At 63.2% G+C, this 23319-nt stretch carries 28 protein-coding genes, 1 tRNA gene and 2 pseudogenes; 21 read left to right on the top strand and 10 right to left on the bottom strand.

The genetic code is table 11. The features are described from left to right. Nucleotides 1–194 precede the first annotated feature (194 nt). Nucleotides 195–1559: a magnesium transporter gene (gene mgtE / locus LB547_RS29350; protein WP_140762015.1), complete on the top strand. Its 1365-nt coding sequence runs from the start codon at nucleotides 195–197 to the stop codon at nucleotides 1557–1559. A gap of 53 nt (nucleotides 1560–1612) precedes the next feature. Here mgtE and gor read toward each other — a convergent pair whose 3' ends face one another. The 3 genes from gor to rpiA all read right to left on the bottom strand — a co-directional run bounded on the left by gor (nucleotide 1613) and on the right by rpiA (nucleotide 4436). Further along, nucleotides 1613–3004: a glutathione-disulfide reductase gene (gene gor, locus LB547_RS29345; protein ID WP_140762018.1), complete on the bottom strand. Its 1392-nt coding sequence runs from the start codon at nucleotides 3002–3004 to the stop codon at nucleotides 1613–1615. A gap of 118 nt (nucleotides 3005–3122) precedes the next feature. Then, a complete protein-coding gene (locus LB547_RS29340; RefSeq protein WP_140498615.1) occupies nucleotides 3123–3719 on the bottom strand; it encodes a DUF2059 domain-containing protein in 597 nt (198 codons plus the stop codon). A 21-nt stretch (nucleotides 3720–3740) separates the two neighbouring features. Further along, nucleotides 3741–4436, bottom strand: coding sequence for a ribose-5-phosphate isomerase RpiA (gene rpiA / locus LB547_RS29335; RefSeq protein ID WP_140515391.1), 696 nt, complete (start codon nucleotides 4434–4436; stop codon nucleotides 3741–3743). Nucleotides 4437–4823: 387 nt separating this feature from the next. Here rpiA and LB547_RS29330 point away from each other — a divergent pair, with 387 nt between their 5' ends. The 4 genes from LB547_RS29330 to LB547_RS29315 all read left to right on the top strand — a co-directional run bounded on the left by LB547_RS29330 (nucleotide 4824) and on the right by LB547_RS29315 (nucleotide 6781). Continuing rightward, nucleotides 4824–5507, top strand: a complete 684-nt coding sequence (locus LB547_RS29330) for a phosphoglycolate phosphatase (RefSeq protein WP_140648954.1) — start codon at nucleotides 4824–4826, stop codon at nucleotides 5505–5507. Between the two features lie 125 nt (nucleotides 5508–5632). Further along, nucleotides 5633–5707, top strand: a tRNA-Val gene (locus tag LB547_RS29325). 186 nt (nucleotides 5708–5893) lie between these two features. Continuing rightward, the gene (locus tag LB547_RS29320) at nucleotides 5894–6151 is read left to right on the top strand and encodes a PepSY domain-containing protein (RefSeq protein ID WP_140762021.1); all 258 of its coding nucleotides are present in this window, start codon (nucleotides 5894–5896) and stop codon (nucleotides 6149–6151) included. A 153-nt stretch (nucleotides 6152–6304) separates the two neighbouring features. Further along, a complete protein-coding gene (locus LB547_RS29315; RefSeq protein ID WP_140762024.1) occupies nucleotides 6305–6781 on the top strand; it encodes a hypothetical protein in 477 nt (158 codons plus the stop codon). A 4-nt stretch (nucleotides 6782–6785) separates the two neighbouring features. On the opposite strand, the gene LB547_RS29310 is transcribed toward LB547_RS29315, so the two are convergent. After that, nucleotides 6786–8681: a L,D-transpeptidase family protein gene (locus LB547_RS29310; protein WP_140762027.1), complete on the bottom strand. Its 1896-nt coding sequence runs from the start codon at nucleotides 8679–8681 to the stop codon at nucleotides 6786–6788. 224 nt (nucleotides 8682–8905) lie between these two features. Here LB547_RS29310 and LB547_RS29305 point away from each other — a divergent pair. After that, nucleotides 8906–9085: pseudogene (locus LB547_RS29305) on the top strand (TetR/AcrR family transcriptional regulator); the annotation flags it as partial. Between the two features lie 72 nt (nucleotides 9086–9157). Continuing rightward, the gene (locus LB547_RS29300) at nucleotides 9158–9559 is read left to right on the top strand and encodes a rhodanese-like domain-containing protein (RefSeq protein ID WP_140498621.1); all 402 of its coding nucleotides are present in this window, start codon (nucleotides 9158–9160) and stop codon (nucleotides 9557–9559) included. Between the two features lie 7 nt (nucleotides 9560–9566). Here LB547_RS29300 and LB547_RS29295 read toward each other — a convergent pair whose 3' ends face one another. After that, nucleotides 9567–10478, bottom strand: coding sequence for an alpha/beta hydrolase (locus LB547_RS29295; RefSeq protein WP_140525205.1), 912 nt, complete (start codon nucleotides 10476–10478; stop codon nucleotides 9567–9569). Between the two features lie 47 nt (nucleotides 10479–10525). Between LB547_RS29295 and LB547_RS29290 the strand changes: the two genes are divergently transcribed. Then, nucleotides 10526–10978, top strand: a complete 453-nt coding sequence (locus LB547_RS29290) for a MarR family winged helix-turn-helix transcriptional regulator (RefSeq protein WP_140762030.1) — start codon at nucleotides 10526–10528, stop codon at nucleotides 10976–10978. A 21-nt stretch (nucleotides 10979–10999) separates the two neighbouring features. Here LB547_RS29290 and LB547_RS29285 read toward each other — a convergent pair whose 3' ends face one another. Beyond that, the gene (locus tag LB547_RS29285) at nucleotides 11000–11611 is read right to left on the bottom strand and encodes a pyridoxamine 5'-phosphate oxidase family protein (RefSeq protein WP_140762034.1); all 612 of its coding nucleotides are present in this window, start codon (nucleotides 11609–11611) and stop codon (nucleotides 11000–11002) included. A 63-nt stretch (nucleotides 11612–11674) separates the two neighbouring features. Beyond that, entirely contained in the window at nucleotides 11675–12028 is a 354-nt protein-coding gene (locus LB547_RS29280) for a gamma-butyrobetaine hydroxylase-like domain-containing protein (protein WP_140498625.1), read from the bottom strand. Nucleotides 12029–12225: 197 nt separating this feature from the next. On the opposite strand from LB547_RS29280, the gene moaA reads away from it, so the two are divergent. The 13 genes and pseudogenes from moaA (at nucleotide 12226) to LB547_RS29215 (ending at nucleotide 21395) form a co-directional block, all read left to right on the top strand. Further along, nucleotides 12226–13221: a GTP 3',8-cyclase MoaA gene (gene moaA / locus LB547_RS29275; RefSeq protein WP_140762039.1), complete on the top strand. Its 996-nt coding sequence runs from the start codon at nucleotides 12226–12228 to the stop codon at nucleotides 13219–13221. A gap of 54 nt (nucleotides 13222–13275) precedes the next feature. Continuing rightward, nucleotides 13276–13749, top strand: coding sequence for a hypothetical protein (locus LB547_RS29270; RefSeq protein ID WP_140762043.1), 474 nt, complete (start codon nucleotides 13276–13278; stop codon nucleotides 13747–13749). 118 nt (nucleotides 13750–13867) lie between these two features. After that, entirely contained in the window at nucleotides 13868–14227 is a 360-nt protein-coding gene (locus LB547_RS29265) for a hypothetical protein (RefSeq protein ID WP_140762046.1), read from the top strand. A gap of 119 nt (nucleotides 14228–14346) precedes the next feature. Beyond that, nucleotides 14347–15267, top strand: a complete 921-nt coding sequence (locus tag LB547_RS29260) for a DMT family transporter (protein WP_140762050.1) — start codon at nucleotides 14347–14349, stop codon at nucleotides 15265–15267. A gap of 42 nt (nucleotides 15268–15309) precedes the next feature. Continuing rightward, nucleotides 15310–15399, top strand: a pseudogene (locus tag LB547_RS32580) (molybdenum cofactor guanylyltransferase MobA); the annotation flags it as partial. Between the two features lie 50 nt (nucleotides 15400–15449). Next, nucleotides 15450–15959 carry a molybdopterin-guanine dinucleotide biosynthesis protein B gene (gene mobB / locus LB547_RS29250; protein WP_140498630.1) on the top strand — a complete coding sequence of 170 codons (510 nt, stop codon included), beginning with the start codon at nucleotides 15450–15452 and terminating at the stop codon, nucleotides 15957–15959. Nucleotides 15960–16118: 159 nt separating this feature from the next. After that, nucleotides 16119–16904, top strand: coding sequence for an ABC transporter substrate-binding protein (locus LB547_RS29245; RefSeq protein WP_140498631.1), 786 nt, complete (start codon nucleotides 16119–16121; stop codon nucleotides 16902–16904). Between the two features lie 74 nt (nucleotides 16905–16978). Further along, the gene (locus LB547_RS29240; protein ID WP_140498632.1) at nucleotides 16979–17695 is read left to right on the top strand and encodes an ABC transporter permease; all 717 of its coding nucleotides are present in this window, start codon (nucleotides 16979–16981) and stop codon (nucleotides 17693–17695) included. Next, on the top strand, nucleotides 17692–18516 hold the full coding sequence (locus LB547_RS29235) for an ABC transporter permease (RefSeq protein ID WP_140498633.1): 825 nt from the start codon (nucleotides 17692–17694) through the stop codon (nucleotides 18514–18516). The genes LB547_RS29240 and LB547_RS29235 overlap by 4 nt, the downstream gene beginning before the upstream one ends. A gap of 110 nt (nucleotides 18517–18626) precedes the next feature. Then, a complete protein-coding gene (locus LB547_RS29230; protein ID WP_140498634.1) occupies nucleotides 18627–19496 on the top strand; it encodes an NAD(P)-dependent oxidoreductase in 870 nt (289 codons plus the stop codon). A 7-nt stretch (nucleotides 19497–19503) separates the two neighbouring features. Further along, nucleotides 19504–20187 (top strand): DNA alkylation repair protein, encoded by a 684-nt coding sequence (locus tag LB547_RS29225; protein WP_140557183.1) that lies wholly within the window; start codon nucleotides 19504–19506, stop codon nucleotides 20185–20187. A gap of 12 nt (nucleotides 20188–20199) precedes the next feature. After that, entirely contained in the window at nucleotides 20200–20778 is a 579-nt protein-coding gene (locus LB547_RS29220; RefSeq protein ID WP_140498636.1) for a GNAT family N-acetyltransferase, read from the top strand. A 47-nt stretch (nucleotides 20779–20825) separates the two neighbouring features. Then, a complete protein-coding gene (locus LB547_RS29215; RefSeq protein ID WP_140498637.1) occupies nucleotides 20826–21395 on the top strand; it encodes a DUF3299 domain-containing protein in 570 nt (189 codons plus the stop codon). Nucleotides 21396–21441: 46 nt separating this feature from the next. Here LB547_RS29215 and LB547_RS29210 read toward each other — a convergent pair whose 3' ends face one another. The 3 genes from LB547_RS29210 to LB547_RS29200 form a co-directional block, all read right to left on the bottom strand. After that, the gene (locus LB547_RS29210) at nucleotides 21442–21933 is read right to left on the bottom strand and encodes an Lrp/AsnC family transcriptional regulator (protein ID WP_006205209.1); all 492 of its coding nucleotides are present in this window, start codon (nucleotides 21931–21933) and stop codon (nucleotides 21442–21444) included. Between the two features lie 108 nt (nucleotides 21934–22041). Continuing rightward, complete coding sequence (locus tag LB547_RS29205; RefSeq protein WP_140498638.1) at nucleotides 22042–22722, bottom strand: uracil-DNA glycosylase family protein; 681 nt, start codon at nucleotides 22720–22722, stop codon at nucleotides 22042–22044. Then, nucleotides 22662–23273, bottom strand: a complete 612-nt coding sequence (locus LB547_RS29200; RefSeq protein ID WP_140498639.1) for a glutathione S-transferase — start codon at nucleotides 23271–23273, stop codon at nucleotides 22662–22664. Before LB547_RS29200 ends, LB547_RS29205 begins: the two co-directional genes overlap by 61 nt. Nucleotides 23274–23319 lie beyond the last annotated feature (46 nt).

The following is a 23319-nucleotide window of genomic DNA, read 5'->3' as shown; positions in this document are numbered from 1 at the left end:
ATTTTCCTCGATCACTTCGATTGACAGGGCAAGGCGAGCTCCTATGTTGCGCCCGCTCGCAGACATCAAACTCGAACCCGCGAGCGGAAAGGTCACCGCGCCATGCCTGGCGACAGTCACAGTCGAACGCAACCGCCGTCCGCCCTGACGTGACCTCGACGGTTCACGTCTTGCCGGACGGCAAGGAGTGAACCATGAACGATTTTTCCCCCGTAGCGGACGACGAGGCCGTCGCCATCGCCCGCATCCTTGCAAACGACCATGTCGCAGACGTGGTCGAAGCGCTCAACCGCGAGTCGCGCGAAACGGCGACCGAGCTGCTTTGCGAAGTGCCGTTCGAACGGCTGGTCGATATCTTCGACCAGCCGGAGCTCGAGGGCGCGCCAGAGCTGGCGGAGGCCTTGCCTCGCGCCAAGGCGGGCAAGCTGCTTACCGCCATGTCGGTCGATCGCGCTGCCGACATCCTGCGCGATCTTGACGAACCCGCCCGTTCCGAGCTGCTCGGCGTGCTGGCGCCCCCGCTGCGCGCAACCCTGCTCTCGATTCTCGGTTACCCCGAAGGCAGTGCCGCTTCGATCATGACGACGGAGTTCGTCAGCGTGCCCTCGGACTGGACCGTCGGCCGCACGCTCGACTACATCCGAAAGGTCGAGCGGACGCGCGAAACCGTCTACGCCATCTACATCGTCGATCCCGAGACGTATCTGCTCATGCGCTCGACCGGCCTGCGCCGGCTTATCACCGGCGAGCCTGACGATTCGATCCTGTCGGTGGCGCCGGACCGCGTGCCGGTGACCGTCACGCCTTTGACCGATCGCGAAACCCTGGCGCAGACGATTTCCAAATACGATCTGCTCGCCGTTCCCGTCGTCGATCACGGCAAGATCCTCGGCATCGTCACCATCGACGACATCATCGACACGATGATCGAGGAGACGACGGAGGACGTGCATCGCTTCGGCGGCATGGAGGCTCTCGACGAGCCCTACATGAAGATGAGCTTCCTCGCCATGATCCAGAAGCGCGCCGGCTGGCTGTGCGCGCTGTTCATCAGCGAGATGCTGACGGCCAATGCGATGCAGAGCTATGAGAGCGAGCTGGAAAAAGCGATCGTGCTGACGCTCTTCATTCCGCTGATCATGAGCTCCGGCGGCAACTCCGGCTCGCAGGCGACCTCGCTGGTCATACGCGCGCTGGCGTTGCGCGAGATCGGCCTGGGCGACTGGTGGCGGGTGGCGCTGCGCGAACTGCCCACGGGCCTCCTGCTCGGGGCGATACTCGGCGTCGTCGGCATCTGCCGCATCGCGCTCTGGCAGTATTTCGGCTTCTACGACTACGGACCGCACTGGCCGTTGATCGCCGCGACGGTCGGAGCGGCATTGGTCGGCATCGTCACCTTCGGCTCGCTGTCGGGCTCGATGTTGCCGTTCGCCTTGAAACGCGTCGGCTTCGACCCGGCCAGCGCGTCGGCGCCGTTTGTCGCCACGCTGGTCGATGTCACCGGGCTTGTCATCTATTTCTCGGTGGCGCAGGTGATCCTGCGCGGCACGTTGCTGTAGCAGCTCTCCCTGAGTGCGCCGCGACAAGCACCTTGCCACGGCGCGTTTGTCCGTCAGCCTACGCGCTCGCCATCCTTCACGCGGTAAGTCGGCTTGTACATGGTCACAAGCTCTTCCGCGGCCGTCGGATGCACGGCCATGGTGCGGTCGAAATCATCCTTGACCAGCCCGGCCTTCAGCGGAATGGCGAGAAGCTGCGCCATCTCGCCGGCATCCGGCCCCAATATGTGCGCGCCGAGTACCTTCTTAGACGCGCCATCGACCACCAGCTTCATCAGCATCTTTTCGTCGCGGCCGGACAAGGTGTGCCGCATCGGACGGAATGCCGCGCGATAGATCTCGATGTCGGGGAAGCGCTTGACCGCATCGTCTTCCGACAGGCCGACCGTGCCGATCTCCGGCTGCGAGAACACGGCGGTCGCGATCGTGTCGTGGTCGGGCGCAGTCGGGTTGCCCTTGAAGGCGGTCTCGACGAAGCACATCGCCTCGTGGATCGCCACCGGCGTCAGTTGCACGCGGTTGGTGACGTCGCCGATCGCCCAGATGTTTTCGACGTTGGTGCGGGAGTACGCGTCGACCTGGATCGCGCCGGTCGCGGTCATCTCGATGCCGATGCCTTCCAGCCCCATATTCTCGGTGTTGGGGATGCGGCCGATGGCGAGCATCACCTGGTCGACCGTCAGCGTCTGGCCGCCGGTGAGCAACGCGTCGAGCCGGCCGTCCGGCCGTTTGCGGATCCATTCCGAGACGGCATGGCAAAGAATCTTGATCCCCTTCTTCTCCATCGTTTCGTGCAGCATGCGCCGCAGGTCCATGTCGAAGCGGCTGAGGATCTCCTTGCCGCGATAGACCAGCGTGGTGTCGACGCCCAGGCCATGGAAGATGTTGGCGAATTCGACCGCGATATAGCCGCCGCCTTCGATCATGATCGACTTGGGCAACTGCTCGAGGTCGAAGGCCTCGTTGGAGAAGATGCAGTGTTCGTGGCCGGGCAGTGCCGGGTGCGGCGCCGGACGGCCGCCGGTGGCGATCAGGATCTGGTCGGCGGTGACGGTACGGTCCTGGTCCAGAAGATGCACCACATGCGGGTCGACGATCATGGCGCGCGTGTGAAAGGCCTCGCCGCCGGCGCCCTCGACGTTCCTCTTGTAGATCGCCTCCAGACGGCTGATCTCGCGGTCCTTGTTGGCGACCAGCGTGGGCCAGTCGAAACTGGCTTCCGGCACCGTCCAGCCATAGCCGGCGGCATCGGCGAAATGCTCGGGAAATTGCGATGCATAGACATAGAGCTTCTTCGGAACGCAGCCTCTGATGACGCAGGTGCCGCCGAAGCGGTATTCCTCGGCGATGCCGACGCGCTTGCCGAGCGCTGCGGCGACGCGCGCCGCCCTCACCCCGCCCGAACCGCCGCCGATGACGAAAAGATCGTAGTCGTAACCGGCCATCGCGCGGCTCCTTGAGCTTCGGAAAATGTGAGTGACAGGTAGGCCGCAAACCATCAAAAGAAAAGCCCGGACAAGCCGGGCTTCACAGATGGCCGCAGGGCCGTTTGGAATGGCAGAATCAGTTCTGCGTGTCGTCGGCAGGGGCCGATCCATCGGCAGGCGCGGCGCCATCGGCGGGTGCGGCCGCATTAGCAGGCGCTGCCGGCGCTTTCGCCTTGGCCGCCGCGGCCAGCGTTTCACCGACCTGCTGGGCGAGGTCACGAGCAAGCCCGTTCTGCCAGATATCGGCGGCCTTCACCAGGTCGCGCGTCACGGCCGGGCCGCTCTCGAGGAGCTTCTTGCCGGAGTCCGAATTGTAGAAGGTCGCGATGTCGTTGAGTTCCTGTTCGGAAAACACCTTCGCATAGGCAAGGGCCGCTTCCTTCTCCAGGTCGGCCCGGCGCGAGGCCAGCGCCAGCGCCTTCTCGCTGATCGTCTTGGCGATCAGCTCCTGCATGTCGGGGTTCTTCTGGATGAGCTGCGATTCGAGGGCGGCGGCGGCTTGCGGCAGGATGTTGTCGAACGGGTCGGTCGCATGGATCGCGGTGACCGCGGCACGCGCCGCCTTCAGGTGCGCTTCCGTGACGTCCTGCGAGAACGCCGGCGAAGAGAAGGCCAAAACGGCCGATGCCGCCAGAAGGACGGAAAAGCGGCGAACCCGGTTATGCAACATCATGGTCGATAGAACTCCCTGTTTTCAGGCGGCATGGACGGTTTGGATGCCATCGCCCCCGGCGATGATGGCCGCTGACGCCAGCCCGATGAAAAGACCGTGCTCGACCACGCCGGGAATGGCGTGGAGAGCATTCGATAGCGCTCTTGTATCCGGAATGCGGCCAAAAGATGCATCGAGGATAAAGTGGCCGCCGTCTGTAACAAAAGCCTGACCGCCCGTCATCCTCAATGTAACCGGACCGGAAAGGCCGAGCCTTGCAGCCGCCTTCCCGATCGCGATTTCGGTTGCGCGCAGGCCGAACGGGTTGACCTCGATGGGCAGTGGAAAACGGCCGAGCGTCTCGACCATCTTGGAGCGGTCGGCGATGACGATCATGCGAGCGGAAGCCGCCGCGACGATCTTCTCGCGCAGCAATGCGCCGCCGCCGCCCTTGATCAGCGTCAGCGCGGGGTCGACTTCGTCGGCGCCGTCCACGGTGAGATCGAGTTCCGGCGTGTCCTCCAGTGTCGACAGCGGCACCCCAAGCTCGCGGCACAGCGAGGCGGTGCGCTCGGACGTCGGCACGCCGATGATGGTCAGGCCGGTAGCCACCTTGTCGGCAAGCAGCCGCACGAACTCGTCGGCGGTGGTGCCGGTGCCGATGCCGAGCCGCATGCCGTCGGTGACATGGGCAAGGGCCGCCCGCGCGGCTTCGACCTTCAACTGTCTTGCATCCATGCCGCTTTTACCGCCCCGGAAGCTGGTGTTTGCGGCTCCTACCATTTTTGCCGGTCCGGTCAAAGCCCCTGCAGCGGCGTAGGTTGATGACGTTCGGCCTCCCGTCAATGGTGTGCCCGCGCGGCCAGCGAGCGATGCGCGGGCAACGTTAATAGGAATTTTTTCTTATATGCCATCGACTGGGTGAAGGCAGTTATGCTACATATTTGCCTATGGTGCAGATTTGCGCCGGGACCCGCCGCTCTGGCGGGTTTTTTCATGCCTGGCGGCTCGTCGCGAATGCCCGGTCCGGGGAGCTTGCTTGCCTGAACGAACCTGCCCGGCGCTTGCGTTGACGCGCCGCAGCCTTTATCGCCTGCCCATTGCATAAACTGCCCAGGATGGATCATGACCCGCCCGATCATCGTGTTCGACCTCGACGGTACGCTGATCGACACAGCGCCGGATTTGCTCGACAGCCTCAACCACAGCCTTGCCGCCAGCGCGCTCGCGGCCGTCGACGAAGCCGGCTTCAGGCGCTTCGTCGGCCATGGCGGCCGCGTGATGATCGAACGGGCGCACGCCGCGCAGCAACGGTCGCTCGATGTCGCCGAACACGACCGGCTGCTGAAACTGTTCCTCGACCACTACACCCTCAACATTCCCGGCAAGTCCCGCCCCTACCCCGGCGTCCTCGAGGCGATCGCGCGCTTCGAGAAGGCCGGCTACCTCCTGGCCGTCTGCACCAACAAATACGAGGCCAACTCGCTGGCGCTGATCGAGGCGCTCGGCCTGACCAAACACTTCGCGGCGATTGCCGGACAGGATACCTTCGCCTTCCGCAAACCCGATCCGCGCCACCTCACCGAAACCATCAAGCGCGCCGGCGGCGACCCGCACCGCGCTTTGATGGTTGGCGATTCGCAGACCGACATCGACACCGCGAAAGCCGCCGGCATCCCCGTCGTGGCGGTCGATTTCGGCTACACCGACCGCCACGTGCGCGAATTCGAGCCCTCGGCGGTGATCTCGCATTTCGACGCGCTGACGCTGGACCTGGCCGAGCGGCTTATCGCGGCGGCGGGGCACTGAAGGGAAAACGGCCGGGACAGGCCCGAAAGGGAGAAAACCGATCCTGTGAGAACGCCGGCCACCGCCTTGACTTACCCGGCCGCCCTCCCTTATATCGCGGCTCGCTTGGCCTTCGGGCAACGAGCGGGCGATTAGCTCAGCGGGAGAGCACACCCTTCACACGGGTGGGGTCGCAGGTTCAATCCCTGCATCGCCCACCATCCCCGAGCCGGGATATTCCGCCCACACTACGCGAACGACTTTGGACGACTTTCGACACGCCATGTGCTTTGATGCCTCCGCAATTGGCGCATCCTGGCCGGAAAGCTCCGATCGACCAATGGCTTCCGTTGGAACAAACGATCATCATCGGGAGTTTCCCTCCGTCGAAACTTTGAGGGAAAATCATGTCCAGACTTCTTCTGGCGACTACGGTCGCCATTGTCCTCGGCGCCGGGCCGGCCTTCGCTGCGGACGACAAGCCTTTGCCGCCTCCCAATGCCAAGAAATTGTCCGACATCATCGCCAAGGTCGAGCAGCGCGATGGCTTCCGCTATGTCAAGGAGGTCGACTGGGATGATGGCGCCTATACCGTCACCTACTACACCGCCGACAAGGCGAAGGTCGAAATCACCTATGATCCGGTGACAGCCGAACCCAGATAGCTTCGTCAGGGGAAACCTGCGGGACGGGCAACCCGTCCGGCAATGATCACCGGTCCCATCTGAAAATGCCGAGCCTGCGGCGTGAGATGTGCCCGCCCTTGCGCCAATGCACCTTTGATGGCTGATTACAGCGGAGCTTCACGGGGGGTATGCATGGCGACGGCCAGGCATGTGTTGAAACGCATCTTGATGATGCTTACCGGCTATCTCGTCGCCGTGCTGATCGGCCTCATCGCCGTGGCGGCCATCTATGCCGTGCTCAGTTCCCTGCCCGACGCGCCGGGCTATTTCGACTTCATGGGTGTCACGCCGATCGCGGCACTGGCGGTGCCGCCGCTCGGCATGTTCATCTATTTCCTGACGATCGTGCTGACCGGGGCGCAGACATTGGTGTTCGCGTTGATCGCCGAATGCTTCTCGTTGCGCGGCTTCTGGCTGCACATGCTCTTCGGCGGTGCGGCGGCGGTCGGCGGCTTTGCCCTGATCTGGCCGAGCGCGCTCGAGGACATGGCGTCGGAGCGCTGGGCCGACATCGGCATCATCGCCGCTGCCGGCCTGGTCGCCGGGCTTGTCTACTGGCTGATCGCAGGGCGCGACGCCGGTTTCCGGCGACCGCTCTCGGCCCGCTGAATTCTCAGCTCGACGGCGAGCGCGCCGCTTCGGTGGCGTCCAGGGCCTGCTTCAACCGCGTGTCCCGGTCGTAGACGTCGTTGAAGTATTCGACCTTGCCGGACATGTCTGGCCATGCGGTGAAATAGGCCACATAGACCGGGATCGTGCGCGTCACATTCTCGGTCGCGTGCCCGTGCTTCAGCTTCTCGGCGATGTAGTCGACCGACGTGCCCAGCACCGCAGCCGCCATGCCGCGCGGGTCCTGCAACCGCACGCAGCCGTGGCTGAGCGCACGCATATCGCGCTGGAAGAACGACTTCTGCGGCGTGTCGTGCATGTAGATGGCGTGCTTGTTGGGGAACAGGATCTTCAATTCGCCCAGCGCATTGGCCTCGCTCGGGAGTTGGCGCACGCTGTAGGGGATGTTCGCGCCATAGCCGCCCCAGTTGACCGCCGAGGACGGAATGCGCTTGCCGCGCGAATCGGTCACCTCATAGCCGGCCCGGTCGAGATAACCCGGATCGCTGCGCAATCTCGGCAGCATTTCGTTGACGATGATCGACTGCGGCACCCCCCAATAGGGATGGAAGTCGACCTGCTTGATCTGGTCGTAGAAGAAGGCGGTCTGGTTGGTGGTCCTGCCGATGACCGCACGGGTTTTCAGCTTTTCCTCGCCATTGTCGATGTAGCTCGCCGTGAAGGCCGGCTGGTTGATGAACACACGCGGGCTGCCGAGGTCGGATGGCAGCCAGCGCAGTTCTTCCAGCGCCACCTGTACCTTGAGCAACCGGTCGGCCTTGGACGTTCCGGCCAGCGACGCGACGGTGCGCGGTCCGATGACGCCGTCGCCCTTCATGCCTGCTTTTTGCTGCACCGCCTTGATGACCGGGACCAGCTCAGGGAGGTAGACGTCGCTGGTGGCAAGCCGCGACAGCACTTCGCCGTAGGCGCCGCCCATCTCGTCGTCGAGATCGCGCGCGATCAGGCTCAGCAGCTTGGGAAGCTCGGGACTGGTTTCGCCCGGCTTCAGCAACAGCTTGGGATCGACGACGATCTCGTTTTCGGCGCTCGCTTGCAGCGACTCCAGCTCGACGCGCAGCGCCTGGTACTCCGGGTTCTGCGGATGCCGCGATTCGAGATAGGTGCGCACTTCCTGGGTGTGCGCCAGCGTCTTCAAAACGCCTTCCATGTCGAGCGGCTTGGCGGGGAAATCATAGTAGCCGGTCATGCGGTTGGGTTCGACGCGGCCGCTTTGGGCATCATGGACATAGCGAAGCACGCGGGCCGACAGCGCCATTTCGAAGCGCACGAACTCCTTCAAACGTGCAGCGGCGTCACCAGTCGACGCAGCGGCGGTCGGCACGTCGACCGTGTAGTCGGACGGTGCCAGGCCGTAGCTCGCCGCCTCGCCAAGCACCCGCACCGCGTCCTGCGCGCGGCTGTTGGCGTTGGCTCCGGTCACCCAGATGAAATCCGGATTGGCCGAATAATAGGCGATCAGCGCCTTGGCGATATCGGGCTCCGCATAGAGCTCGTAGTCGCTCAGTCCGGCGATTGCCTCGCGAAAGGCGTTGCCGGTGGCTGAGGGCACGAAGGCGGCGTCCTGCGGCGTCGCCGGCTGCGGCGCTGCCGTAAGCGCCGAGAAGTCGACGCGCACGAGCTTGTCGGCTTTGTAGGTGTAGTAGGAAGGGCTGCTGATCTTCACGCTGCCGCCGCCACCACCGCCGGCGGATACGTTGGGGTTCGGCTTGCGCCTTGATGGCGGAGGAGGAAACTCACCTCGCGGCTCGTGCCTTACGCCGCCGCCGAAAAGCATGTCGAAAAGCCCCTGCGCGCCTGCTTGCGGCGTTCCCAGGGCCAGCGTCGCCACGAGCGCTGCAAGCGGCAACGCGGTAGCTTTGTTTCCCGGCAATTTCATGGTCACCCGCTCCAGCCGCAACCGGCTCCGTTCCGCACGCTCGTGCGTCTTGCCCACCGCATGGCGGATGTAAGACGCGACTATACCGATTCATACCGATTTCGTTAAGCTTTCATAAATTTTGGGGCGGCTGTGGCAGAACGGTTTCACAACATCGTGACGGCCGGAGCGGACACAATCCGCTCCGGCCGTCGAAGCCCAGGGGCGTCGTCAGACCTCGGCGCATGGCCGTGGGCGAATTGCCGAGGAGTTTCGACTGCGAAGCCGCTGCGACCTCTTTCGCGACGGCTCAACACGGCATGTCGATCCAGGCGCGCGACGGTGCTTCGCATGCGGCCCTGCTGGCGACCGCGGAGGGGGCATTGGCGGCCTGGAAGACGATAGCCGGTCCCGACGCGGGATGACAAACGCCGGGCGTTGTGCTCGAAATCCGAACGGACGGAGCGCCAGTCTAAACGGGCCGGGAGGATCGAACGGTGAAAAAGGGTTATCGCGAACTGCTGGACGAGGCGAATGCCGAGATCGAAGTGCTTTCGCCCGAGGAAGCGGCAGCCCTGATCGAGGACGAAGGCACCATCTTTGTCGACCTGCGAGATCCTCGCGAGATTGAACGCGACGGCAGAATTCCCGGCGCGAAACATGTCACCCGTGGCATGCTGGAATTCTGGATCGATCCCGAGAGCCCTTATCACAAGCCGTTCTTCGCTTCGGGAAAGAGCTTCGTGTTCTTCTGCGCCGGCGGCTGGCGTTCGGCGCTCGCCACCAAGACCGCGCAGGACATGGGGCTGTCGCGGGTCAAGCATATCCTTGGCGGCTACACCGCCTGGAAGGCGGCCGGACTGCCGGTGGAACCCGGCGAGAAGAAGAAACAGCCCTGATTGCGGTTCAATGGAGCAGCGACGGCTCCCGTTGCGCGGCCACGAAGCTGACGGCGCGTTCCACCACGCCCTTGTCCGCCAGGATGCGGCGATGGCCGAGCCCTTCGGCCCAGTGGAGCAACACATGGTCACCGGCGCCGGCATAACGCCAGGCATGATCGGCCGAGACTTCGCGATCGTCGGGTGCGTGGATGACCAACGTCGGCACCGGCGCCTGGGCAAGCTGCCGATCGCCGGTGAATTCGTGCAGCGGCCGGCCGGAAAGATATTCGACACGGTCCGCCATGGCGGCCTGCGAGCGCGGACCGACATTGAGCATGCGGCTGAAGTCGGCGAAGATGGCCGGCAATGAACTGGGCGCGGCGATCAGCACCAGGCGCCCGGCCGCCAGCGGCGCAATGTTCCTGATCGATCCGGCAATTGCATTGGCGGCGACGGCGCCGCCGAAGGAATGACCGACCACCGCCGCGAACGGGCCGAACCATTCGCCCGCGATTCGCACCGCATCCACGGCATTGACCATGTTCAACCGCCGGCCATGCGATTGGCCGTGGCCGGGAAGGTCGAGCGAGACGACCCTGTAGCCGGCGGCGCGGTAGCCCTCGATCAGCATGCGCATATATTCGGTGCGCGAGCGCCAGCCATGGACGACGAGAACCGTGCCGGCGGACGCCCTGCCCGGCTCCGGACGGAATTCATGCACCATGACGCAGCCGGATCCGGCTTTCAGCCGGTGATGCCGCGCTTCAGCCATGAAATCTGCCGCGCGGTCGACGGCACGGCGTTCGCCCTCGCTCAGCACCCTGGCGTTCGGCGTACGGCAGAACAGCTCGAATGCGGCGCGCCCAGTGAGGCGGGGGGCGACATGTTCGGCGGCCCCGAATACACCCCGGATGACCTTCAGTCCGAATGATGCCATAGTGGGAATCCATCCATACGTTCAAGCATGAACATAATAGTTCAAAGATGAACAATAAACAAGAGCTGCCCTGGGACAACCCGCGGTTTCGCAACTGGGTCGCGGTTGCGCGCGCCTGCCATGTGCTGGAGCGCACGCTTGCCGTGAAGCTGGCACCGCTCGATCTGAAGCCCGCGCAGCTCGACGTGTTGATGAATCTCTACCGCCATCCCGGCATGTCGCAGCACGATCTCGCCCGCAAGCTGCTCGTCGGCCGCTCCAACATCACCATGCTGTTGCCGCAGCTCGAGGCTCGCGGCCTGCTGCGCCGCGAAGGCGACGAGAGGGACAAGCGCATACTGCGGCTGGCCCTCACCGAAGCCGGCGAGGCGCTGCTGATGCAGGCGCTGAAGGTGCACATGGCGCTGATCGAGAAAGCGATGAGCCAGTCGACGCCGGAGCAGTGCGACATGATCGGCGAGCAGATGCGCAAGATCTACGAGGTGTTGAAGGACGCCTGACCGCCATTGCGGTCCGGCGGATCACCACATCGTCTTTTTTGCCCGCTCCGGCCATTCCTTGTCATAGGTTTCGCCGTCGATGTTCCTGCGGCTGGTGATCTCCAGGATCTTTCCGGGCGTCGGCAGGGACTTCGGATCGACATGCCTTTCCGGGTTCCACAGTTCCGACCGCACGATGGCGCGGGCGCATTGGAAATAGACCGTATCGACATCGATGACGGTCACCGAGCGTGCCGGCCTGCCGTCGACCGTGAACGACGCGCAAAGCGCGGCATCCGTGGTGATGCGCGCGCGGCCGTTGATGCGCAGCGTCGTGCCGGAGCCCGGCACCAGGAACAGCAGCCCGACGCGGGGATCGCGAATGATGTTCTTCAGCGAATCGGCGCGGTTGTTGCCGCGCCGGTCCGGCATCATCAGGGTTTTCGGATCGACGATGCGCACGAAGCCGGCGAGATCGCCGCGCGGCGAGCAATCCAGCCCTTCCGGCCCGCTCGTCGCCAGCGCGACGAAGGGTGAGGCCTCGATGAAGGCGGCGTATTCGGGAAAGACGTGGTCGAGTTCCTTGACCACCGAGGCTTCGCCGGGCAGGCCATAGAGCGCTTCAAGCTGTTCGACGGTGGTTATGATGGACATTGTCTCGTCTCCCGATCCGCCGCCCCTACTCCCGCTCCATGACATCTTGACGACGCCCGCCGGCTAACGGTCGCGGCTGAGACCCTTTTGCGCAAGCTCGGCAAGGTAGGCGTTCCAGCGCGCGTCCTTCTCGTGGCCCAGCGTGTGCAGGTAATTCCAGGTGAAGATGCCGGTGTCATGGAAATCATCGAAGGTTATGCGCACCGCGTAGTTGCCGACCGGTTCAATTTTGAGGATGGCGACATCGCGCTTGCCCGGAACGGTCACCCGCTGGTCCGGCGAATGGCCCTGCACCTCGGCCGACGGCGAGGCGACGCGCAGCAGCTCGGCCGGCAGCTCGAATGGCTGGTGGCCGGGAAAGGTCACGGAGAGCAGTTTGCGGTCTTTGGAGACCCGCAGTTCCTTCGGCGCCGTCATGGTGTTTTTCCGTTTCGAACCACCCTTCCCTACGCCGCTTCGCCGGATTGGAAAAGCCCGTACCAGGCAGCCGACATCCGGTGTCGGTCGGGGAATGTTACCAAAGATCGAGAGCGGCTATCTTGAACGACAGGCCGGATCGTATCACATAGCGATATATAACGCCGTCGTTCACAGCCACGGGAAACGCTTCACGCATGGACATGATCGATCCTTTCGGCCGCACGATCAGCTACCTGCGCGTGTCGGTCACCGACCGCTGCGATTTCCGCTGCACCTATTGCATGGCCGAGGACATGGCTTTCCTGCCCAAGAAGGACCTGCTGTCGCTCGAGGAACTCGACCGGCTGTGCAGCGTCTTCATCGCAAAAGGCGTGCGCAAATTGCGCCTCACCGGCGGCGAGCCGCTGGTGCGCAAGAACATCATGCATCTGGTCCGCCAACTGTCGCGTCATCTCGAAAGCGGCGCGCTGGAAGAACTGACGCTGACCACCAACGGCTCGCAGCTTTCGCGTTTTGCTGCCGAGCTCGCCGATTGCGGCGTCAAGCGCATCAATGTTTCGCTCGACACGCTCGATGCCGACAAGTTCCACGCAATCACCCGCTGGGGCCATCTCGGCAAGGTCATGGCCGGCATCGATGCGGCGCAGGCGGCGGGGCTGAAGATAAAGCTCAACGCCGTGGCGCTGAAGGATTTCAACGACGCCGAATTGCCTGAGATGATGCGCTGGGCGCATGGCCGTGGCATGGACCTGACCGTCATCGAAACCATGCCGATGGGCGAGATCGACGCCGACCGCACCGACCAGTACCTGCCGCTGTCGCTGCTGCGCGCCTCGCTGGAGCGCCAGTTCACGCTGACAGACGTCCCGTTCAAGACCGGCGGTCCGGCCCGCTATGTCCATGTCGCGGAAACCGGTGGCCGGCTCGGCTTCATCACGCCGATGACCCATAATTTCTGCGAAAGCTGCAACCGCGTCCGGCTGACCTGCACCGGCACGCTCTTTATGTGCCTGGGCCAGGAGGATGCCGCCGATCTCAGGGAGCCGTTGCGTGCGTCCGAAGGCAACGATCTGGTCGGCGCGGCGATCGACGAGGCGATCGGGCGCAAGCCGAAAGGGCATGATTTCATCATCGACCGTCGCACCAGCCGCCCCTCCGTGTCGCGGCATATGAGCGTCACCGGCGGCTGATTTTCCCACGGATCTGGTGCAGGATCGCTTCCGGCTGACTGCTGGAGGAATGGAATGAAGTGCGCGCGCTCGGTATTGGCATTCGTTGCGGCGATCGCGGCAATTCCCTCGGCCGCCGCTCCTTTCACCTACACCAACGAGCGATTCGGCACGGTCTGCACCTTTCCCGATGATGTTTTCACCGACCGCCAGCCCGAACCGGACAACGGCGACGGCCAGCAATGGCTCGCGCCCGACGGCGCCAGCCTGATCTGTTCCGGCATCCTCAATATCGACAACGACACGCCGAAGAGCTTCGTTGCGGCCGAGAAGACAAGCACCCAGGCGGGTTACAAGGTCACCTACAGCAGGGCGGGAAAGAATTGGGCCGTGCTTTCGGGGCTGAAGGCCGGGAACATCTTTTATGAGCGCCGCCTGTTCGGCAAGGACGGCGTCATCCGCACCGTCTGGATCGAATATCCGCCGGCCGTGAAGTCGAAATACGACCCGCTGGTCGGCGCCATCGCCGCCAGCCTCGAGAGACCGTGACTATTGCGGCCATGCCGCAATAAATCTCCGCCGGCGGATGCCCGCCTGATTTACCCCAGCCGTTTTCGCACCTAGCCTTCTATCCGGTAGCGGCTTTCGCTCCGTGGGGGAAAACATTATGCGCAAATTCATCTTTTCTGTTGCCTTGCTCGGCCTCGCCGCCATGCCGGCGGCGGCGCAATCCATCGGCGGCACTTACGATGTCGCCGGCACCAATTTCGATGGTTCGGCCTATGGCGGCGAAGCAACCATCACGCTGACAAGCGGCACGACCTGCACGATCCATTGGGAAACCGGCGGCTCGTCCTCGGACGGCATCTGCATGCGCAACGACAACGCCTTCTCGGCCGGCTATGTCATGGGCAAGGAGATCGGCCTTGTTGTCTACAAGATGCAGGAAGACGGCTCGCTGCACGGCCTGTGGACGATCGCCGGCAAGAACGGTAACGGCACCGAGGTGCTGACGCCCAAGAAGTAAAATCGGCCATCCGCGGTTGAAAGTCTGGGCCGCGATCAAGGCCGTGGCCCAGACCTTTGTCATTGCTGTTTCGTTCCCGGCTGCTACAGGCTTTTTTCAAAGCAGAACCGGTAGAGATCTTGCCCCTTTCTCCCAATCTTCGCGGTGCGTTGTTCATGGTGGTGGCGATGGCCGGCTTCACCCTCAATGACGCCATCACCAAATATTCGTCGCAGTCGATGAACATGGCGCAGGTCATGCTGATCAGAGGCGCATTTGCCTCGCTCTTCGTCGGCCTGCTTGCCTGGCAGCGCGGCGCGCTGGTCCGTCCGCGCTCGATGCTGCAGCCGCTGGTGGCACTGCGCGTCCTTGCCGAGGCCGGCGCGACGGTGACCTTCCTGGTCGCGCTTGCCCATTTGCCGATCGCCAGCGTCTCGGCCGTCCTGCAGGCACTGCCGCTGGCCGTGACAATGGGCGCGGCCCTTGTCTTCGGCGAGGCGGTCGGCTGGCGCCGCTGGCTGGCGATCGCCGTTGGATTTGCCGGCGTGCTGGTCGTGGTGCGCCCGGGCTTCGAGGGGTTCAGCATGTTTTCGCTCGTGGCGCTGGCCAGCGTCGCCTGCTGCGCGGTGCGCGATCTCGCCACCAAGCGGATTCCGCCGGCTATCCCGACGCTGCTGATCTCCACCGCAACGGCATTGGCCATGACGGTGGTCGGCGCGCTGCTGCTGTCGCCGATGGGCGGCTGGACACCGATGACGGGAAAAGCCACTGCGCTGCTGGCGCTCGCAGCAGTGCTGGTGCTCATCGGCTACCAATTCATCATCATGGCGATGCGCTCGGGCGAGATTTCCTTCATAGCACCGTTCCGCTATACGGCGCTGCTCTGGTCCATTGTGCTCGGCCTGCTGGTCTTCGGCGATGTCCCCGACATGACGATGATCATCGGCGCCAGCACAATCGTCGGCTCCGGCCTTTACGCGCTTTATCGTGAGCGCGTCGTCGGCCGGCGCAGGATCGTCGCGGAAAGCACTGGTCCTGCCATGGCCCCGGACGGCATATAAGAGGCTCGCGGGGAGTTTTCGCGACGGCGCACGGGCTCGATGATGGTGAGAGATATTGCGGGATTGATGCTGGCCGGCGTTCAATCCAGACGCAGGGGCGGCGGCGACAAGACCTTGCTGCGGCTCGAAAGCGCCCCCCGACGATCTTGCCAAGGCGGCGCGGTTGCTGCAGAGCATCTGAGATGAACAAGCGCCTCTTCGGCATCACCGGCTGGAAGAACTCCGGCAAGACGACCCTGACTGAGAAACTGGTCGCGGAACTCGTTGGGCGCGGCTGGACGGTTTCGACCGTAAAGCACGCCCATCATGATTTCGACATCGACAAGCCGGGCGCGGACAGCTTTCGCCACCGGCAGGCAGGAGCCATGGAAGTCGCCATCGTCTCCGCCAATCGCTGGGCGCTGATGCACGAATTGCGCGGCGAGGATGAGCCGGCGCTGGAAGCGATCCTGTCGCGGCTTGCGCCGTCCGACATCGTGCTGGTCGAAGGCTACAAGCGCGAAGCCCACCGCAAGATCGAAACCCGGCGCCTGGAGGCGAAGGACCGGACGCCGCTTTCGGCGGGTGACCCCGGGATCGTTGCCATTGCGGCCGACTTCGTCATCGAGGACAAAAGCCTGCCGGTGTTCGACCTCGACGACGTGAAATCGATAGCCGACTTCGTCGAGCGCGCGACCGGCCTCGTTGCTTGAGAAGTAACGTAACGGCAGAAGGACATTGCCGATTTTCGTGGTTTTGCAGTTGCTTTTTTCTTGGAAAGAGTGGGAGTATCGGGCCAGCGGGCGGTCAAAAGCACCGCCCCCACAGAGCCGTTTCGGAACGACGGCCGGGACCATAAAGAGAGGATCATTATGCGTATTGCACTGCGTATCGCGCTCGCCGCTTCGGCCGCGCTGCTGACGCTCGGCGTAGCCCAGGCCCAGGAAAAGACCCTGAGGATCGGCACCGAGGGCGCTTATCCGCCCTTCAACAACCTGACTTCCGATGGCAAGCTCGTCGGTTTCGACATCGACATCGCCCAGGCGCTCTGCGATGAGATGAAGGTCAAGTGCACCTTCGTTGCCCAGGATTGGGACGGCATCATCCCGGCGCTGCAGGCGGGCAAGTTCGACGCCATCGTGGCATCGATGTCGATCACGCCGGAGCGTGCCGAGAAGGTAGACTTCACTCACAAATACTACAACACGCCCTCGGCGCTGGCCGTCCCGAAGGATTCGACGCTGAAGGGCGTGACCAAGGAGGACCTCGCCGGCAAGAGTATCGGCGTGGCCACCACGACGACCCATTTCAACTATGCCTCGAAGACCTACACCGACAGCACGATCAAGGGTTATCCGAGCAGCCCCGAGGAACAGGCGGATCTGGCCAACGGCCGCCTCGACGCCATCGAGGATGATATCGTGGTGCTGCAGCAGTGGCTGGATTCGCCTGACGGTGCCTGCTGCAAGATCCTCGGCCAGCCCTCGCCGCAGCCGGTCGAGATTTTCGGACCTGGCGCCGGCATTGCCGTGCGCAAGGGCGAGACCGATCTGGTCAACAAGCTGAATTCCGCCATCGACGCCATCAGGGCCAACGGAAAATACAAGGAAATCAACGACAAGTACTTCAAGTTCGACGTCTACGGCGCCGAGTCCTGATAATCACCTCCAAGGGCGGCAGGGTCTCCCTGCCGCCTTACCCGATCTGGGAGCTCTGGAGATAACACCACTCGATGCCAGCCCAAAGCATATGGACACTTCTCAGTTGGGGACCCAATGGCTGGCTTGACGATATCGCCTATGGCGCGGTGGTCACCATCGCGCTGGCGCTCGCCACGCTTCCGATCGGCCTGACGATCGGCTTTTTCATTGCCTGGGCAAAGCAATCCGAAGAGCCTTCGCTGCGGCTGGCCGCGAACATTTACACCACCATGTTTCGGGGCCTTCCGGAGCTGGTGACGCTCTTCCTGTTCTTCTTCGGCATGCCCATCCTGCTGCAATACATCATCCGCTTCTTCAGGCCCGAGGCGACGATCGATGTCGACAGCTTCATCGCCGGCATGATCGTGCTCTCGCTGATCTTCTCTTCCTATGCCAGCGAGGTATTCCTTTCGGCCTTTCGCGCCATTCCGAAGGGCCAGTATGAGGGCGGCTATGCGATCGGTCTGTCGAAGTGGCTGACCATGCGCAAGGTGATCCTGCCTCAATTGCTGCGCATCGCCTTCCCCGGTCTCGAGAATTGCTGGCTCAGCCTGCTCAAGGACACAGCCCTGGTCTCGGTCGTCAACCTCGCCGAGACCTTGCGCAATGCGGGCGTCGCGGCGCGCGTCACCAAACATTCGTTCCTGTTCTACAGCGTCGCGGCGCTGGTCTTTCTCATCCTGGCAATCCTGTCTTCGATCGCCACCGGCTTCATCTTGCGGTCGCTCGGGCAGAAGGAAGCGCGATGAGCGTCACCGACACCATTGCCGTCGATCGGCCGCCGCCGCCGGCGCGCGGCTGGCCGCGTGCCCGTATCGTGGGATACGCACTCGTCGGCCTCTGGATCCTCTTCGGCTTCGGCATACTGGCCTATCTGGTCTCCGCGTGGAACGGCGAGTTCTTCGCACGATATGCGCCGGCCTATCTGCAGGGACTTGGAACCACCCTGTCGCTGGTGGCTGTGTCGATGGTGGCCGGCGCCATCCTGTCGCTGCCCGTCACCTATGGCCGCATGTCGAACAACCGGTTGCTGTCGTGGCCCGCCTATTGCTACGTCTATTTCTTCCGCGGCACGCCGCTGCTGGTCCAGGTCTATCTGGTCTATTACGGGGTCGGTTCTTTCCGCGTGCAGCTCGAATCGGTTGGGCTATGGTGGTTCTTCCGCGACGCCTTCAACTGCGGCGTGTTCGCCTTTGCGCTCAACACGGCCGCCTATCAGGCCGAAATCTTGCGCGGCGCCATAGAGAGCGTTCCAAGGGGCCAGTGGGAAGGCGCCGCTTCGCTCGGCCTGCACAAGTTGCAGACGCTGCGCAAGGTCATACTGCCCCAGGCGATCATCGTGGCCTTGCGACCCTACGGCAATGAACTCGTTCTGATGATCAAGGCCTCCGCGATCGTCGCCATCATCACCGTCTACGACCTGATGGGCAATGCGAAACTCGCCTACGCCAAGTCCTTCGACTTCCAGGCCTATGTCTGGGTGGCAATCGTCTATCTGGTGATGGTCGAGATCCTGCGCCACGGGGTCGAATGGATCGAGCGCCGGATTACCATTCACCTGAAACGGTAAGCCTACCTGATCTGTGCCAGTCGATGGCGCGGCGCGCGCCTTGACGAATCCGCCGCATGGCCTAGACCTTCCGCAACTGCAATCTTTGCTCCCGTCGGAAGGAACAAGCCATGGCATCGGTGGCATTTCTCGGTCTTGGCGTCATGGGCTACCCCATGGCCGCGCATCTGAAGAACAAGGGCGGCCATGACGTCACCGTCTACAACCGCACCGGGGCAAAGGCGGAGCAATGGGTCGCCCAGCACGGCGGCGCTCTCGCCCTGACGCCGGCGCAGGCTGCCGAAGGCAAGGACTTTGTTTTCTCGTGCGTGGGCAATGACGACGATCTGCGTTCGGTGACGACGGCAAAGGACGGTGCCTTTCAGGCCATGAAAAAGGGCGCCGTCTACATCGACAACACCACGGCATCGGCCGAGGTCGCGCGCGAATTGGCCGAGACCGCACAGGAGCGCGGCTTCTCGTTCCTCGACGCGCCGGTCTCCGGCGGCCAGGCCGGCGCCGAAAACGGCATTCTGACCGTCATGGTCGGCGGCGATCAGGCAGCCTTCGACAAAGCCAGGCCCGTCATCGACGCCTATGCCCGGATGGTCGGGCTTATGGGACCGGCAGGCGCCGGCCAGCTCACCAAGATGATCAACCAAATCTGCATCGCCGGGCTGGTGCAGGGACTGTCCGAAGGCATCCATTTCGGCAGGAAAGCCGGGCTCGACATCGAGAAGGTCATCGATGTGATCTCCAAGGGCGCAGCGGGCTCGTGGCAGATGGAGAACCGGCACAAGACGATGAATGCAGGCAAATACGACTTCGGCTTCGCGGTCGACTGGATGCGCAAGGATCTCGGCATCTGCCTTGATGAAGCCGACCGCAACGGGGCCAGACTGCCCGTGACGGCGCTCGTCGACCAGTTCTATAAGGACGTCCAGGCGATGGGCGGCAGGCGCTGGGACACATCCTCACTGCTGGCGAGGCTGGAAAAGTAGAACGCAGATGTCCCTGCCCTGCCCGAGCTGGAGCGCGGACGACGTCGTCGCTCACCTGCGCTCGATCGGCACGCAGGAAAACCGCGCCGGCATGGCCCGGTTCGGCATCAACACCGCGACGGCGCTTGGTGTAGGCAATTCGGATTTGCGGCCGCTGGCGCGCAAGCTGAAGCGCAATCACGAGCGGGCGCTTGCCCTGTGGGACAGCGGTGTTCGCGAGGCGCGGCTGGTGGCGGCGTTCACCGGGGAGCAGAAAAGGATCACGGCCGAGCAGTGCCGCCGCTGGGCCGGCGATTTCGATTCATGGGAGATCGTAGACAGCGTTTCGGATCTCTTTGCTGAAACGCCGTTCCGGCGTGAGTTGATCGAGGAGTTTGCTGCCGACGAACGCGAGTTCGTGCGCCGCGCCGGCTTTGCCATGGTGGCGTGGAGCGCAGTGCATCTGAAGCAGGAGCCGGACGCGACGTTTCTCGCCTATCTGCCGTTGATCGAGGCGCATGCCGGCGATCCGCGCAATTTCGTCAGGAAGGCGGTCAGCTGGGCGCTGCGGCAGATCGGCAAACGCTCGGCGGCGCTGCATGCCCCTGCCCTTGCGCTCGCGCAAAAGTTGGCCGGATCATCCGACAAGACGGCGCGCTGGATCGGCCGGGACGCCGTGAAGGAGTTAGCTGGATCGGCCGGGACGCCGTGAAGGAGTTAACGGATGCCAAAAGGCTGGAACGGCTCACCTCCAGAAAAAGCTGATCTTGCCGATATCCGGTTCACGGAGGTGACGCCGGCAACACGCGGCGACTTCGAGATATTGTTCGAGCAGCCGGGTGCGCCAAGATATTGCTGGTGCATGGCGTGGCGGCAGTCCGTCCGCGAGCACATCCCGAATGATGAGAAAAAGCGCCAGATGATGGCACTTATCGATGCCGGCAGGCCGGTCGGCATCCTCGCCCAGATCGACGGCAAGACCGTTGCCTGGTGTTCGGTCGCGCCGCGCGAAACCTACCGAAGGCTTTCAAAGCAGCAGGACGACAGCGAGACGGGGGTATGGTCAATCGTCTGCTTTTATGTGCCAAGGGCTTTGCGCGGCCGCGGTTTTGCTTCCGCATTGCTCGATGCGGCCATTGACCACGCGTTCGCCAAGGGGGCGCATATCATTGAGGCCTATCCGGTGGGCGAGGCATCGCCGAGCTACCGTTTCATGGGGTTTCGCGACATGTTTGCGGCGCGCGGCTTTCACGACGCCGGCATGACCGGTTCTCGCCGGCATGTAATGCGGCTCGAGCGTTGACGTCGCCGGTGGCGGTGTCTTTACTCGAACGCAAAGGAAAACGTCCGATGACCAAACGTCTGATAGCCATGGCAGCGTTCGCGGGCGCGATGTCGGCTTTTACAGCCGCCCTCGCTTCGGCCGAGACCACACACATATTCTGGAAGGATTTGCGCCCGGCGACCCAGGCGGTTGCCGAAGAAGCTGGCCTGCCGATGATCGCGGCAAAATTGCCCGATCGCGGCGAGACGTTATCCCTCGGCCTGCAGGACAAGACCATACAAATAGCCGGCTATGCGTTGCCGGTCGATCGCGAAGGCGATCTTGTCTATCAATTCCTACTGGTGCCGTGGACCGGCGCCTGCAGCCACATGCCGACACCACCACCCAACCAGATCGTCCTGGTCACCCCGGCTCAGCCCTACAAAATATCGCGGGCCTACCAGCCGGTTTCCGTAACCGGCGCGCTGAAACCAGGCATGGAGAAGAGCCAGCTTTTCATCCTGGACGGCGTCTCGGTCATCCAGTCGGGCTATACCGTGCGCAAGGCAGACGTGACCGGCGTCGACACCGTGCCGGACACAATAACCCTACCGGTCAACTCGCCTTGGACTTTCCTCAACAAAAAGAAGAACTAAGCAAGGCGAGCTTGCGTGACCTTGCATGCACCAAGGCCACGCGCGCTCAGGCCGCGTTCGCGCCCGATTCCTTGTCCAGCACCATGTAATCGAGCGGGATTTCGGTCGTGTACTTGATCTGCTCCATGGCGAAGGAGGACGAGACGTCGCGAATCTCGATCTTGGCGATCAGCCGCTTATAGAAGGCATCATAGGCTGCAATGTCGGGCACCACGACACGCAGGAGGTAGTCGACATCGCCGCTCATGCGGTAGAACTCGACCACCTCGGGGAATTCCTGGATGACTTCGGAAAAACGCCGCAGCCATTCATGGCTGTGCGAATTGGTGCGGATCGAGACGAAGACGGTGACCCGCACATTGACCTTTTCATGATCGAGAATGGCGACACGCCGCTTGATGACGCCCTCTTCCTCGAGCTTCTGGATGCGCCGCCAGCAAGGGGTCGTCGACAGTCCCACTTTCTTGGCGACATCTGCGACCGCGAGCGTCGCGTCCTCCTGCAGGAGGCGGAGAATTTTTCGGTCAAGGCGGTCCATTGAAAGCTCCTGAAGGAATGGATTGGCCATAATCGGCGTTATTATAGGCTTCCACAAGAAAAAAATTCTGCTGATTGGCGGAAAAGCCGGTGGTTTCTTGCTGAATGTCTAACCGAGGCGATAGCGGATTTCCGACCTGAGGAAAGGCAGCAAATCCATTTCAAACCAGGGATTCCGCTTCAGCCAGCCGGTGTTGCGCCAGGACGGATGCGGCAGCGGCAGCACCTTCTGGCCAGCGGATTTCTCCCAGATGGAGCGCCAGTCCCTCACCGTTTCCGTCAGGGACGGGCGCCGCGCGGCACCCATGTGCCAGGACTGCGCGTAGATGCCGATCGTCAGCACCAAGTCGATCTGCGGCATGAGCCCCATCAACGGCGCGCGCCAGGCCGGCGCGCATTCACGCCTTGGCGGCAAGTCGCTGCCCTTGGCGTCCTGGCCGGGGAAACAGAAGCCCATCGGCACGATAGCGAACTTCTCGGTGTCGTAGAACTCCTCGCTGGTGACGCCGAGCCAGTCTCGCAGCCGGTCGCCCGAAGCATCGGTGAACGGCATGCCCGACAGATGCACCTTGGTTCCCGGCGCCTGGCTGGCAATCAGGATGCGGGCATTCGACGAGGGTCGCAGCACCGGGCGCGGTTCGTGCGGCAGTGGCCGGCCGATCGGATTGTCGACGCAGATGCGGCAGGCGCGAACCGTCGCGGCGAAGCTTTCGAGTTCCGCAGTCATCCTCAGGCCGCGGCACTCGGCCGGCTCGAAACCATCCGATACCAGCGCAACACATTGCTGCACTCGTCCGGCACCTTGATGCGCGCCGGTTTCATAAAATCGATGGCGATCATCCCGGTGATATCGGCGATCGAATAGGCGTCGCCGGCGGCGAATTCGCGGGTTCCCAGCTCGCCGTCGAGAAGTCGCAGGAATTCGATTGCCTTCGGCTTGTTGGCCTCGCCCCACTCGGGAATCTGCGGGATCTCCCATTCCTTCATGGCCGGATGGGTGTGGCGGAAAGCTTGCGCGACGCAGGTCAGCAGGTTGAATTCCATCCGCCTTTGCCACATCTCGACCTGCGCCTTGCCGAGCGCCCCGCGACCGAACAGTGCGGGCTCGGGATTGAGTTCCTCGAAATAGCGGCAGATGGCGACGGACTCGGTGATGACGGTGCCGTCGTCAAGCTCCAGCACCGGCAGTCGCCGCAGTGGATTGCGCGAGCTGACCGCCTGTTGCCTGTGTTCCAGCGCGCCCATGTCGACGGACACCAGCGGAACCGCGATTCCCTTCTCGGCCAGAAAAACGCGAACCCGCCTTGGGTTGGGCGCCCGGCCGCCGTCGAAGAGCTTCATTCGATCCTCCAGTTCTTGCCGGTGACGGCAGGGTTCAGCTTCCGCC

The sequence above is a fragment of the Mesorhizobium sp. B264B1B genome, assembly GCF_020165765.1.
Classification (GTDB): domain Bacteria; phylum Pseudomonadota; class Alphaproteobacteria; order Rhizobiales; family Rhizobiaceae; genus Mesorhizobium.
Note: the sequence above shows the minus strand (reverse complement) of the source record. Positions and strands in the feature narration are given on the sequence as shown.